8 protein-coding genes are annotated in these 13,562 nt (G+C 49.4%); 2 read left to right on the top strand and 6 right to left on the bottom strand.

Annotated features, from left to right (window positions below; all coding sequences use genetic code 11):
- Positions 1-20 precede the first annotated feature (20 nt).
- The 6 genes from C7Y71_RS04275 to C7Y71_RS04250 form a co-directional block, all read right to left on the bottom strand.
- Complete coding sequence (locus C7Y71_RS04275) at positions 21-956, bottom strand: hypothetical protein (protein WP_146739421.1); 936 nt, start codon at positions 954-956, stop codon at positions 21-23.
- A gap of 73 nt (positions 957-1,029) precedes the next feature.
- Positions 1,030-2,406: a 3-isopropylmalate dehydratase large subunit gene (leuC, locus tag C7Y71_RS04270; RefSeq protein WP_111898475.1), complete on the bottom strand. Its 1,377-nt coding sequence runs from the start codon at positions 2,404-2,406 to the stop codon at positions 1,030-1,032.
- Positions 2,407-2,457: 51 nt separating this feature from the next.
- Positions 2,458-2,736, bottom strand: a complete 279-nt coding sequence (locus C7Y71_RS04265; RefSeq protein ID WP_111898474.1) for a hypothetical protein — start codon at positions 2,734-2,736, stop codon at positions 2,458-2,460.
- 15 nt (positions 2,737-2,751) lie between these two features.
- Positions 2,752-4,248, bottom strand: coding sequence for a 2-isopropylmalate synthase (locus C7Y71_RS04260; protein ID WP_111898524.1), 1,497 nt, complete (start codon positions 4,246-4,248; stop codon positions 2,752-2,754).
- Between the two features lie 119 nt (positions 4,249-4,367).
- Positions 4,368-6,992 (bottom strand): hypothetical protein, encoded by a 2,625-nt coding sequence (locus C7Y71_RS04255; protein WP_111898473.1) that lies wholly within the window; start codon positions 6,990-6,992, stop codon positions 4,368-4,370.
- A gap of 193 nt (positions 6,993-7,185) precedes the next feature.
- The gene (locus C7Y71_RS04250) at positions 7,186-10,416 is read right to left on the bottom strand and encodes a hypothetical protein (RefSeq protein WP_146739420.1); all 3,231 of its coding nucleotides are present in this window, start codon (positions 10,414-10,416) and stop codon (positions 7,186-7,188) included.
- A gap of 204 nt (positions 10,417-10,620) precedes the next feature.
- Between C7Y71_RS04250 and C7Y71_RS04245 the strand changes: the two genes are divergently transcribed.
- A complete protein-coding gene (locus C7Y71_RS04245; protein WP_226943556.1) occupies positions 10,621-11,886 on the top strand; it encodes an acyloxyacyl hydrolase in 1,266 nt (421 codons plus the stop codon).
- A gap of 305 nt (positions 11,887-12,191) precedes the next feature.
- Complete coding sequence (locus C7Y71_RS04240) at positions 12,192-13,562, top strand: ATP-binding protein (protein WP_111898471.1); 1,371 nt, start codon at positions 12,192-12,194, stop codon at positions 13,560-13,562.

The following is a 13,562-nucleotide window of genomic DNA, read 5'->3' as shown; positions in this document are numbered from 1 at the left end:
TTTTGCTTTGAGTGTCCTTGTTATCTGTGCTTCATTGTGCTTTCTATCGCATCATGCACACTTTCGGGGAATACAGCCAAAAATGCTTGTCCTATACCGCCTTTCTTTGTGCTCAATCCGTATTCCGTGTCTCTCTTGAAAAGTGCCTTATTTCCTTTGTAGAAGCCCACCATCTCGTAACTGCCACCAGTTCTGAAATCTTGTTCTTCAGTGGAATAGTAGCCTTGTTCCTTACACTTCTCCAAGAAGGCCTTGAAGGCTTCAGGTGTGTTGGGATGTGCGTGTCTGAGGAGTTTCTCGCTGTAGTCGTACACGGTAAGCACCATGCTATCGGGCGTTATGGAAATCAAATATGAACGGTAATACTCTGGGGCTATAGTTCCAGTGGAGTGCTTGTATTCAGCGCAGTCCACCTCGTCCCAGTTGATATTGCATTTTTTGATAGGCTTTTCTTTTGGTTTACGTGATTCTTCTACCATAGAGTCAATCTTTTTAGGTACGGCATTAAGGAAAACACTCGTCGCTTTGATGGGATCTTCCTTGTAAGAGAAAGTGGAATAACCATCGAAGCAATAGCCTTTGAAAACAACTTGATCTGCAGAATAGACCATAAGATGATGGCACCCTTGCTCTTGGTAGGGGTCGGACTCTTTGATTTTGTTTGGCTTGAGACCATTGGCTTTGAGAACGTTGATGGCTTGTTGGAACTTTTCAGGTGTGTTCTCAAATTCTTCTCTCATTACCAAAGAACCGTAACTATCTATGGTTACAGACACTTTTTTAGGAGTAAGCGTAATGCTATAGTTGCGTTGCATTTCTGGCTGAAAATGAATTCCCTCAAAGTGGTAGGTCATGCTGTCCACGTTTTCCCACTTGATTTTTCTTCCATTTCCTGCACAGGCTGTCAAAACGAAGATAGTCGAAACAACTAAGAATGTCAGTTTTCGGATAATCATGTTTTTTGGTTTTAGAGGATGCCCATCGGATGGGTATCTTGGTTTTTGATTGTCTCGGTGTATTCTGTACTTTTTAGAGTAGCTCGCGTGGGTCGGTGATAACACCTGTTACAGCAGCTGCAGCAGCCATCAGCGGACTGGCGAGGCAGGTGCGTGCTCCAGGTCCTTGGCGGCCTTCAAAATTGCGGTTGCTTGTAGATACGCTCAGTTTTCCGGCGGGTATTTTGTCGTCGTTCATGGCGAGACATGCCGAACATCCGGGTTGGCGTATCTCAAATCCGGCTTCTTCGAGCACCTTGTCGAGTCCTTCGTTGCAGATTTGTTCATACACCTTCCACGACCCCGGCACGAGCCATGCCACGACGCCCTCTGCTTTCTGCCTGCCGCGTGCTATGCCGGCGAAGGCGCGGAAGTCTTCTATCCTGCCGTTGGTGCAGGCACCGAGGAATACGTAGTCCACTTTCTTGCCGGTCATCTTCTCGCCGGCCTTGAAACCCATGTATTGCAGTGCTTTCTCATCGCTCTGGTTTTGCGGTTCGGGAATGGTGGCAGAGATGCCGATGCCCATGCCCGGGTTGGTGCCGTATGTGATCATTGGCTCGATGTCGGCAGCGTCGAATAGCACTTCCTTGTCGAACACGGCATCGTCGTCGCTGCGGAGTGTACGCCAGTAGGCGAGTGCCTTGTCCCATTCTTCGCCTTTTGGCGCATAGGGACGTCCTTTGATGTATTCGAAGGTCTTTTCGTCGGGTGCTATGAAACCGCCGCGTGCTCCCATCTCGATGGAGAGGTTGCAGAGTGTGAGGCGACCTTCCATGGACAGGTTGCGCACAGCCTCTCCCGCATACTCCACGAAGTAGCCCGTGGCGCCGCTTGTGGTGATGCGGCTCATGATGTAGAGTGCGAGGTCTTTGGCGGTTACGCCTTTGCCGAGTGTGCCGTTGACCGTGATGCGCATCGATTTCGGCTTGGCTTGCAGGATACACTGCGATGCCATGACCATTTCCACTTCTGACGTGCCGATACCGAAAGCAACGGCGCCCATAGCACCGTGTGTGGACGTGTGTGAGTCGCCGCAGACGATGGTCATACCCGGCAGCGACAGACCTTGTTCGGGACCTACGACATGGATGATGCCGTTGTTTTCGTGGAGCATGCCGAAATGGGTCAGTCCAAATTCCTCTGCATTTCGTGCGAGGGTGTCCACTTGCTTGCGGCTCACGGGGTCTTCGATGGGTTTGTCCTGATCGTGGGTGGGTGTGTTATGGTCGGGCATGCAGAAGATTTGCTTCGGGCGGAAAGGTTTCAGTCCGCGGCTGCGCATGCCCTCAAAAGCCTGTGGCGATGTTACTTCGTGGCAATAGAGGCGGTCGATGTATAACTGTGTGGGGCCGTCGTCAACGATTTGTACAACGTGCTGGTCCCAGATTTTGTCGAAAAGTGTGTTCATTGTTCTGTCTGTTTTCAAATTGCACCCGTCGTTCTGAGTGCAACAGTTGTTTTATTTTGAAAAGATGGTCATGGTGCCGAAGCACATGATGGCTATACCAGCGAGTGCTACTATTACAGCGAGCCATGTCTTTCCCATGTCGTGCGACTTCAGGCTGCCGAAGAAGCAACATATTGGCGCAATCCATGCGAGTTGCCACAGCAGGTACGACCAAAACCCGTTGCCAAAACCTCCGAAAAGAAAAAACACGGACAGAAGCAGCGAGAGAAGGTTTATGCCTGCCAGTATGAGCAGCCAAACGGGATAGAGTTGTGTAACGGAGGTTTTCATGCTGAAGACCGCTGATTAGTCCTTGAATTTGTTGATACAGTCGATGTAGGCTTCCACGCTCGCTGCGACGATGTCGGTGTTTGCTCCGAAGCCGTAGTAATTGTGGCCGTTGTATTCCACCTGCATGTGTACCTTTCCCACGTCGTCCGAGCCGCGGTTGATGGCCTGTATGGTGAATTCCTTGAGTGTCATCTCGCGGCGGATGATGGTCTTTAGTGCCTTGATGGCTGCATCCACAGGACCGTTGCCCACTGCTGCGGCAGAGAATTTCTCGCCGGCGATGTTGAGCGTGAGGGCTGCCATAGGGTGCATGCTCGTGCCGCTGGTTACCTGAAGTTGATCTATCTTTATGGCGTTGCTGGCGGCGCGGTCGGCTCCGGCAAGCATAAGGATGTCGTCGTCGGTAACTTCCTTCTTCTTGTCGGCGAGGCGCAGGAACTCTTCGTAGATTTTGTCAAGTTTTTCGCCTTCGAGTTCTATGCCGAGTACTTCGAGGCGATGCTTCAGTGCTGCATGACCCGAACGTGCGGTGAGAATGATGGAGTTGTCGTCGATGCCGATGTCCTTGGGGTCGATGATTTCGTAGGTCTCCACGTTCTTCAACACACCGTCCTGGTGTATGCCCGAACTGTGTGCAAAGGCGTTGCGGCCCACTATCGCCTTATTGGGCTGCACGGGCATGTTCATCAGACTGCTTATCATGCGGCTGGTGGCTGCTATGCGGCGTGTGTTGATGTTTGTCTCGATGCCGAGGTCGTGGTGGCACTTCAGTATCATTGCGATTTCTTCCTCGCTCGTATTGCCGGCACGCTCACCGATGCCGTTGATGGTTACTTCCACCTGGCGTGCGCCGTTGAGTACCCCTTCGAGTGTACAGGCAGTTGCCATGCCGAGGTCGTTGTGGCAGTGGGTGGAGAGTATCGCGTTATGTACACCGTCCACGTGTTCCATGAGGTATTTTATCTTCTCACCGTATTCGCGCGGCAGGCAGTAGCCCGTCGTGTCGGGGATATTCACCACTGTGGCACCCGCCTTGATGACGGCTTCCACCACTCTGGCAAGGTATTCGTTGTCAGTGCGGCCCGCATCTTCGGCATAGAACTCCACGTCCTCCACGTAGCGCTTGGCATACTTCACGGCCGCCACGGCGCGCTCTATGATTTCCTCGCGTGTGGAGTTGAACTTGTATTTGATGTGTGAGTCGCTCGTGCCTATACCGGTGTGAATGCGTTTGTGCTTGGCAAATTGCAGGGCTTCTGCTGCGCAGTCGATGTCTTTTTCCACGGCGCGTGTCAGGGCGCAGATGGTGGGCCACGTTACGGCTTTCGATATTTCTATGACGCTGTTGAAGTCGCCCGGGCTCGAAATGGGGAAGCCCGCCTCAATCACGTCAACGCCCAGTTTCTCCAACTGCTTAGCCACCTGAATCTTCTCTACGGTATTCAGTTGGCAACCAGGCACTTGCTCGCCATCGCGCAATGTTGTGTCGAATATGTATAGTCTGTCGCTCATAATGGTTCGTTTTTGTCGATTATCCAAAAAATATTTCGTTTCAGTTTAAAATGCAAATTTACGAATTATTTTTCATAATAATGAGTTTTAAGGCTGCGAAACTTACGGGGGTAGCCGTTTTATTCAGCCTTGACGATAGGTCGTCCGTCTGTGGCGATGCCTTCTGTTGAGATGAAGACGGCGCGGCAGCCCGGGGTGGGTATGAATCCGATGGTGGCTGTGCCGTTTTCGTCGGTGGTGAGGTCGGGATTCCAGTAGAGTGTCCGGCGGTGGTCTTCTTCGGGTGGCAGTTCGCTGTAGTTGGGCTGTACGAAAGTGGCGGGGCTGTTGTAGCCGAGGAAAGACGTCTGCCTCCAACCTTTTTTGACAACCTTGTGCATAATGAGCGGATAGATGAAGGCGTGGATGGGGTCGTGGTTGCTGACCGTAACATAATCGCTGGCGCTTTGTGGGCAGATATAAGTATAAATGTTGTGCTCTAAAGAAATGTAGGCATCTTCATAGTAATCTATTCTCTCATTGTTTTCATCTGTCTCGTCATTTACTCCTAAGTTGTCCCTGTCCTCTATGTCGCTAGCGTGTCTCATATAGGCGGCACATTGACTTTCTCCTCCCACTATGCCGAGTGCGCGTTTGTTTTTATAGATTTCTTCGTGGAAAATCGGTTTGCTGAGCAACCAACTGATGAAACTTGGCGGTTCCTTGCCTTGGTCGAGGTAGTTGTCTGCCTCTGCCTGCATGTCGAAGTGGAATTGCGAGCGTTTTGCCGCACGTTTGCGTGTTACTTGCCAGTCGCGGCGCGAAGCGTTTCGCCAGTCGTAGCGACGTTTGGCTTTCACTATGGCGCGTCCTGCCGATTCGGCTTTGCCCCCTTTCTTGAGCGATTCTTCCAACGCAGAAGTTGTTTTTTCACTGAATGTCACATATTTCACACTGACATCCGATTGCAACAATGCTGCCGTAAGCACTTTCTCGTCAGGGTCGTAACTGCGTGGGGTAGGGTGGAACCAGCGGTCGATAGTGATTAAATAGGGCGTGTCTTTCTCATCTTTCATGCTGTGCATTATCGTGGTCCACTTTCCCTTGATGTCGGGTACAGCAAAGGCGAAATAGCCTTGTTCGTCGGTCTGTGTCTTGCCCTTGTTTATTTCGCCGGTTCGTGAAAACAAATTAACGGAGAGTTGCACGTCCGCCACGTCCTTGCGGCGTTTCTTTTCCTTGCCTGATACCCAGAATGCGCCGTTCATGTCGTTTCTTGGCACGAGGCGTCCGTCGAGGTAGAGTTGGTCTTCCACTGGCTGTTTCTTTACGAAAGGTGCATTTCCCGACATCATTTTCCAGTCGTAGCGCGTCCAGCCTTGTACGAGACAGAGCAGGTCGGCTGCTTCGCGGTGAGCGGCATCATCGCTCTCGAAGTAGTATTCCGCATTGCGTACGAAACCTTTGAGGTCGGAACTCAGCAGTAGCCATGTTGCAGCATTGGCGCGATGGTCGTTGGTGGTGGTCATGGCATCGCGCACAGCCACAGATATTGTGGTTTGCGGGGCGGATTCCACGGTGAGCGTCATTTCACCCGTCTGAGCCACTGTGCTGTCGGAGAGGGTGGTGCTGACGCCGATGGTGCTGTTGTCGCCGGAAGTTGGTGCGATGAAGAACAGGCGTTGCGCCCAGATGCGTCCGTCGCTGTCGAAAAGTGTGAGTTGACTTACACCGCGCGGGATGTCGTCGCGCCGAAACGAAATCGCGTGTCCCGATGCCGTAATCCTGAAATTCTCAAACTTGATGACATCGCCGCCGTTGATGAGTGTAAGACCCAATCTCTGCTGCCGGAGGTCGGGTGTGGCGTGAATATGAATTCGTACCACTTTCTCTTCGTCTGTCCTGACAGTCATCGCCACACCGCTTTCCTCAATATCCGGGAGGGGGTAGAGGTTTTCCTTACCATCGTATAGTATTTTCAGGCAGAGGGGATTTTCGCCGGGTGTGCAGACGAAAGTGCCGCGTCCTTCGCGGGTGGTCTTTACTTCGCAGATGGGTGTACAGGAGATGTCGCAAAGGGTTCCTGTGCAACTATCGAGCGAAGTGCTGTCGGCAAGGTTGACTGAAAAAGCCACCTTCGTGGTCAGTCCGCGCACGAGGTGTCCGCCTTCGGGATAGAATGCCACGTCGAGGGGCTGCGCCTTGCGGAATTTCCGTGTTTTATAGGCAGAGAGCGTGTCTGTGGCAGAAGCGCTGCGGTAAACATTGTACACTTCGTCTATTTCCTGTTTGCTGAAATCGCCGTCGGTGGCAGGTTTTCTGTAGATGGGTATGACGCGGGAGAAGATGCCCGTAGAGTCGAAGTTGGTGTTGTACCGTGTGTAGGCGCGTATCTCGTAAAAGCCAGTTGTGCGTAGGCTGTCGAGCGCGAAGTCGCCGTGTCCCTGTCCATTTTCCAGTTTCACTTTCTGTGTGGCTTCAATTTCTCCGAAAGGATTGAGCAATTCTACGTAAAGCACCTTGCTCACGCTGCCGAGCCGGTTTCGGTCGCTGCGTATGGCGTATGCCTTGAACCAGATGCGTTCGCCTTGGAAATAGCCTGTGTTGTCGAGGTGTAGATACACCTTCTCCTGTGGCAGGATACGGTTGAAGACGCTGATATTTTTCACGAAGTCGCGCATGCGCACGAGTGCGCTGTCGGTCTGGCAGAACATCTTACCCGAGGAGAGCAGGGTTAATATGGCAATAAAGAGGCTGCGTCGCATCTATAGATAGTCTTTTCTGCAAAGGTAAGAAAAAAGGATTACTTTTTCTGCTTTGTGATTGGAGTAGTAGTTGTTTTCGGAGTGTTCTGAATGTTCTGAAAATTCTGAAGACTCTGAACACTTGATAAAAACAACCGCCCCTTATAGTCTTAAGGAGCGGTAGTTAGTTATGTTGGGATTTTTCAGAGTTTGTTTACATTTTCGGACTGAAGGCATTGCCTGACCCGTTGCCTGGTGTTATGGGCAGGTTGGTGGGGTTCGTGTCGTCGCCTTCCGGGAGTTCCAATGTTCCGTTGAGGATGAGGTTTACGAGTGCAGTCACGTCGCTGACGTCAATATCGGGCGATGCATCCTTGTTCGTGTTGTATATTGTGAAATCATACTTGTAGCCGCTTGTGGTAGTCGGGTTGCCGTTGAGGATGAAGTTGACCATCATTGTTATGTCTGTCACATCCACACTGCCGTCGTAGTTGCAGTCGCCGAGATAGCGGTCTGTAACCTTATCTGACTTATATGGCTTGAATGCGCCGTTGGTGATTTCCTCGATGCTTAGTGGCACGTAGCACATGTCGTAACCCAATCCTGTTGGATTAATCATTTCCTCAAAGAAAAATGCAATAGAGTCGTTATCCATTTGTACCATTGTGGAATAGCCTGATGTTGCTGTACTAAGTTGCAACTTGTTGTTGTTGCTCCAACTGCCTGCTATCGTTGATACATTTGCATAGTCGGAAGAACTTTCAAGGGGCTTGTAGTAGATGCTGACATTGTTGCGTCCTGATGCTGCAGGCACGGACTGCAGTAGGATGTGCATATTTTTATCATCAGAAACACGGGTAACTGGTAGTACGAGTACTTCGCCGTTGCAGTTGGCTGCGGTTATGCCGCTTGAGCCAGTTTCTGAACCCCATGCACCTGCGTCGTATGTGCCATTGGAGATGGCGTCGGCGGTGTAGGTATATTTGTTGAAGATACGGCCGCCAGCCTTGCGTACGCTGAGCAATACAGAGCCGTCAGGCAATTCTTCTGTCTTTGGTTCGTCGCCGGATGAAGCAGCAGTCGATGCACTGCCGAGTACATTCCATGTCGCACCGAAGTCGTCGGAATAAAATGCAAATATTCCGGCTCTCGTGAGAGCTGCTGCGTAGAGACGGTAATAGTTGCCCACTTTCACTATCCTCGACTGTGTGATGCGTCCGCTGGCGAAGAACATACCGTTTTGAGCGTTGCTACTGCTGTTGAACAAGCCGTAGATGTCGTCTGATATGTCTGTGGGACCGCTAACAGTCCATTCATCGTTCGCTGCGTCATATTCCAACCAGATGCGAGCTATGCGGAGGTGGTTGGTGGGAGAACCGCTGACATATGATATGGATCCTGCTGCCGTCATGATGAGAATCTTATTGCTTAAGGTGTCTGCCACTGCAGCAGCATCGCCGTATGCGCATGAGTTGGAATTTGCCACTCCGTCTCCTTGAAGTAGGAGTTGCTCATTTCCCCACGTTTTTCCGTGATCTTTGCTACGGCGTGCAATCACATCGATGCTTTGTGAATAGCGGTTGTTGTAGGTTAAGCCAATGTCGTGCCCGCGCCAACGACGGTCGTTAATGGCAATCAAATCGCCGTTTTTCGCCTGCACGATGGCTGGTATGCGGTAAGGAATCATTTTGCCGGTGGTTTGGCTCCATTTATCGTTGTCGTAGAACAGGTAACGCACGCGGTCGTTAGCAAGTGTGTAGTTGGCAGTAACAGTTACAGGTGTTCCTTGGGTCAGTGTGCCGGAGGTGTTTCCTGTGAAATTGCTGAAATTGTAACCGTACCAGTTGTAACCGGCAGAAATGGAATATGCCGTGTTACTCGGTATATAGACGGTAAAGCTGAGGTTATCTTTCGAGAGTATGACGGAAGATGTGGTCGAACCATAGGTTACGTTCACATTTCCTATTTTCTGGCGATAGTCGTCAATATCAGAACTTCCGTCCACGAGGGCGTTGAGGGTCAACTTTCCTGAGGCATCGCTGAAAAGCCAGCGACTTCCCCCGTTACTCGATCCTGCGTGCCAGAATAGAATGTTTCCACCCGCACCGCCTCCTGAATTGAGACTATATTTTGTCGTTTCGTTGACTGGAACTATGAAGTAGCCTGGGGCGTTGCTATAATCGAGATATGTGCCATCAAGCATCCATGCTGTTTGAGTTGTACCCATTGATACATTCTGGTTCGTGCCATACGTGGAGTAGGTGAGTGTAAGGTTTGGTCCTGCAGCCTTGTTGTAAATCTTGAAATTGTCCTCAGTACCTACAAAACACCAGAGTTGGTTTTCATCACTTACGTCAATGGGCTTTGTATTTGGTATAACGCCCGAATAGTTTGTGCTGGAAGGCAGTGACATAACATAATTGTTGTTTGGTCCGAATGTCAGCCTTATCCACTTGTCACCGTAGTTGGTGCTGAAGAAAATGGGGGCTAACTTTTCTACTTTCTCAAAGAAGAAGTCTGTAATGGTGGAACTTCCATTGCCTCTGGTATTTGGGGCAGATGCTTTTACTGCTGTACCCGAAGCATTGAATGTCATGAACCAATTGTTCAGACTCAGCGAAATTCCACCAGATGCGTTGTTGCCTACGGGGTAACGTGTATAGTTGGCTCCTGCGCCTGAATATGCCATCAGGGTTGCATTGGAGCAGTTCAAGGATCGACCTGATTCCATATTCACAAAACTATACGCTCCGTTGCTGTTAATCGTAAGTGTCCACCAACCTTGCGGGTTGGTCTCTGGCTTCGTTGTTGTTGTAGGAATGGGAGTTGCGTTCACTTTTGAACCATCGTCTATCAGATAATAGCCGTTCGAAGTCTTAATCATGTAAGCACTCCCGCTGTTAAGGGCTACCATGTTGACAATAGAGGCTATTGTGCCTGCATTTGCGGAAGTGTATTCTTCAAAAACGAAATTGGTGGACCATGTGGCACCATCTGTCGTTGCTTGATTGCGGTTGAAGGTGCCGCTGCTGCCAATTGTGAGGTAACGGTTTCCACTCGACTGCGAGGCATAGCCATACATGGCTTTCGTTTCCGATGTGGTGCCGCTTTGTACGTCCCATTTCCATGAGGGGGGTGCCACTTGTGTGCCGCTTGAGTCATGGAATCCCATGAAGCGTCCTGTGGAATAGTTTACAAAATAGAAACCACCGTCTTTTTCCACACATACCCAGACGTAGGTGTCTGTGATGGTAGTGGACGACTCGTTTGTTGCGGCATAGCCCGTTCCGTTGTCGTAAACGTAGTAGTTTGTGGAGAAATTGGCTGCACCGCTCTTGATGGTGTATGCCTTACCGCTCTCCGGCGTTACGACAGCAAAAGTTAAAGACGGACTCAGAGTTGCAAATAACGCCAATAGCGTCAGAATACGTAGTACTCTCTTCATGATAATCTAAAAAATGATGTTTCTATTAAATTTGTTTGTCAAAATATGACTAATGACTCTATTTTAGGACAAATATATATTGAAAGGTACAAAAATAGTGCTTTTTTTTTACATATTGAAATTTTTTGGCGCGGTTTTTCGAAAACTCAAAAAAACGGGGAGAATTTTCGGTGTTGTTGCGGTTTCGTCTTACCTTTGCGTTTGATGAGAGCAAGGTTTTTTATTTTGGCTGCATTTGTGGCATGTATGGTATGTGCCGAGGTGCCTGATTCTACGATTGGGCACTGGGGTGTTGCTGTCGATGCGGCACCGGGCATCGTGCTGAAGGCAGACGACTATGAAAGCATGTGGCTGAAGGACAATGGCGCGTTCACGGCAGGAGCGGAGGTGAGGTATCAGACGCTGCCAACCGATGGCAATGCCTTCGACAGGGACTATGGCTACCCCGTGCTCGGTGCCGGTGTGCGCTACGGGTATTATCGCGGTGTGACGATGCACAAGAGCCCTGCGCCCGACTGGGGACCTTACTGGACGGAGGCGGGCTATGATTCGCGTATGGGCAACGTGCTGACGGCATACGGCTTCTTTGAGCGCCCCTTGCTCCGGAAGAAGCGATGGCTCGTGGATTACCGGCTCAATTTCGGCGTTTCCTATACAGCGCACCCTTACAGTCCGGGCAATAATGTGGACAACGAACTCATCGGTTCGCGATGGGGAATATACGTCGGTCTGGGTATGCACGGCACCTATTTCTTCCATCCGCAGTGGGGCATAAGGGCTGGTCTTGAATTTGCACACAACAGCAACGGCGGCATGAATCGTCCCAACAAGGGCAGCAACTTGCTCGCGCCCATGCTGGGTGTCGTCTATCGCGAGCCGCAAAATGCAAAGGCGCAGGATGCTCTCTTGAAGCATGGTGATGCGGAAAATGTTAATCTTAAAGGTTTTAAGAAGAATCTCTACTTTACGGCGGCTGTGGGTGTGGGCGGCAAGGTGCTCCTTGAGGACTGGCTCTATACGCAGTTCAATGCGCCGCCGGAGGACAAAGACTATCGCACGCCGCATTTCCGCCTGCGTCCGCAATACAGTGCACAACTGGACATGATGTACCGCTACGCGCGCCGCTGGGCTTCGGGCGTGGGTGCCGACGTGTTCTATTCCACGGGTGCCAAGCGCATAGAAGAACTTGACAAGTATTATGGCTATAATTTGCGGCACAGCCCATGGTCAGTGGGGCTTGCGGCGAAGCACGAAGCCTTCTACGGCAACCTTTCGCTAAACCTTTCGCTCGGTTTTTACGTGTTCCGCCGTATGGGAAACACCGCCAAATGGGAGGAGAAACCCTATTACGAGCGCATAGGTGTGAAATACACCTTCCCGAAGTTGCATGGCCTGTTCCTCGCCTGCAACGTCAAGGCGCACTTCACCAAGGCGGACTATACGGAGGTTATTGTGGGGGTGAAGATTTGAGGGCAAGACTTTTTTAACTCAATTTTCTGAAGTCAACGAAGTTGAAGAAATAGAAGAAGTTAACGCTTCGCTCGAAGTTAACGAAGTTAATGAAGTTAACGAAGTTATCGACGATACCTTAGACCGATAAATAATATCTGCATTATGTAATTTGGCTGCGAAAAACGGAATAAGTGGTATTTTTTATGGTTAAAAAAACGGAATAAGTGTTATTTTTAATGGCTAAAAAAACGGAATAAGTGGTTTTTGTTTGGATTATTCCTTGAAAATGAGTATGTTTGCAGTCGAAACAACTATTATCTGTTATGCTTGAACGTAAGTTTACATCCGTCCTTGAAGATTTTCTCTTGGAAAATCAGAATAAGATACTGTTGGTGAATGGTGCGCGTCAGATAGGAAAATCGTATTTGATCCGTTATGTCGGTAAACGGCTCTTTGCTAATTTTGTCGAGATAAACCTGAAGGAAGACAAAGAGGGTGAGCAAGTGTTTGCTGCTGTGCATACTACCAATGATTTGTATATGCGCCTGAGTAACTTCTACTCAAAGCCATTAGGCGACAAGTCGAATACGCTTGTTTTTCTCAATGAAATACAGAGTTATCCGCATCTGATGACAATGCTCAAGTTCTTGAATCAGGAAGGAAGATATCGTTTTATAGCGAGTGGTTCTCAGTTGGGTGTGGCATTGGCGCAGACACCCTCCGTGCCGCTTGGCAGCATAGAAATTCAAGAGATGTATCCTCTCGACTTTGAGGAGTTTCTTTGGGCAACTGGTATCAGTAAAGAGTGGATTGAAAGTATTCACAGCCAATACGTGAACGAGGAGGCGCTTGATGAGAGTACGCATAACCTTTTGTTGAAACGATTTCAGTATTATCTCTTAGTCGGCGGACTACCCGAAGCCATTAACGCTTATCTGGAAGACCGGAATATGTTAAAGGTGCGCAAGGTGCATCAGGATATTCATAATCTCTATCGCATTGATAGTTCACAGTACGACGCGGAGCACAAATTGAAGATTCGCCGTATCTATGATATGATACCAAGTAATCTTGAGAACAAGAAGAAACGTGTCGTCTATAAGAAAATAGAGAACAAGACCGGCAAGCATTTTTCGGACTATGCTGATGAATTTGAGTATCTGTCCAACTCTGGCGTGGCTATAGAAGTGTTGGCTATCAGTAATCCGCGTTTCCCCTTGGCTGAGTCAGAGCAGAAACATTTGGTAAAACTCTATCTGAATGACGTTGGGTTGCTGACTTCTCTGCTTTACGGACTGAATGTCAATGCTGTCCTGCAGGATATAAGAAGTATCAATCTGGGTACAGTTTACGAGTCGGTAGTGGCACAGGAGTTGAAGGCTCACGGTTTTCCTCTTCGTTATTATGATAACAAGCAGAAGGGCGAAGTGGATTTCCTAATAGATAATTATGAGAGACTACAGGTGCTTCCTTTGGAAATAAAGTCGGGAAAGGACTACACTGAACATAGTGCACTGTCAAAGTTCTTGGCTACTCCGGAATATGGAATAGAACGTGCTATCGTATTTTCAAACGAAAGAGAGATTTTTCAGAAGAAAGGCATAACCTATATGCCAATCTATTACTGTATGTTCCTAAAGAAAGATGTAACAGATACGAATGCCGTTGTATTACCTGAATTGGAAACAATATAG

It is taken from the genome of Pseudoprevotella muciniphila (genome assembly GCF_003265305.2).
Taxonomy (GTDB): domain Bacteria; phylum Bacteroidota; class Bacteroidia; order Bacteroidales; family Bacteroidaceae; genus Alloprevotella; species Alloprevotella muciniphila.
The sequence above is the reverse complement of the archived record's forward strand: the minus strand, read 5'-3'. Positions and strand labels throughout refer to the sequence as shown.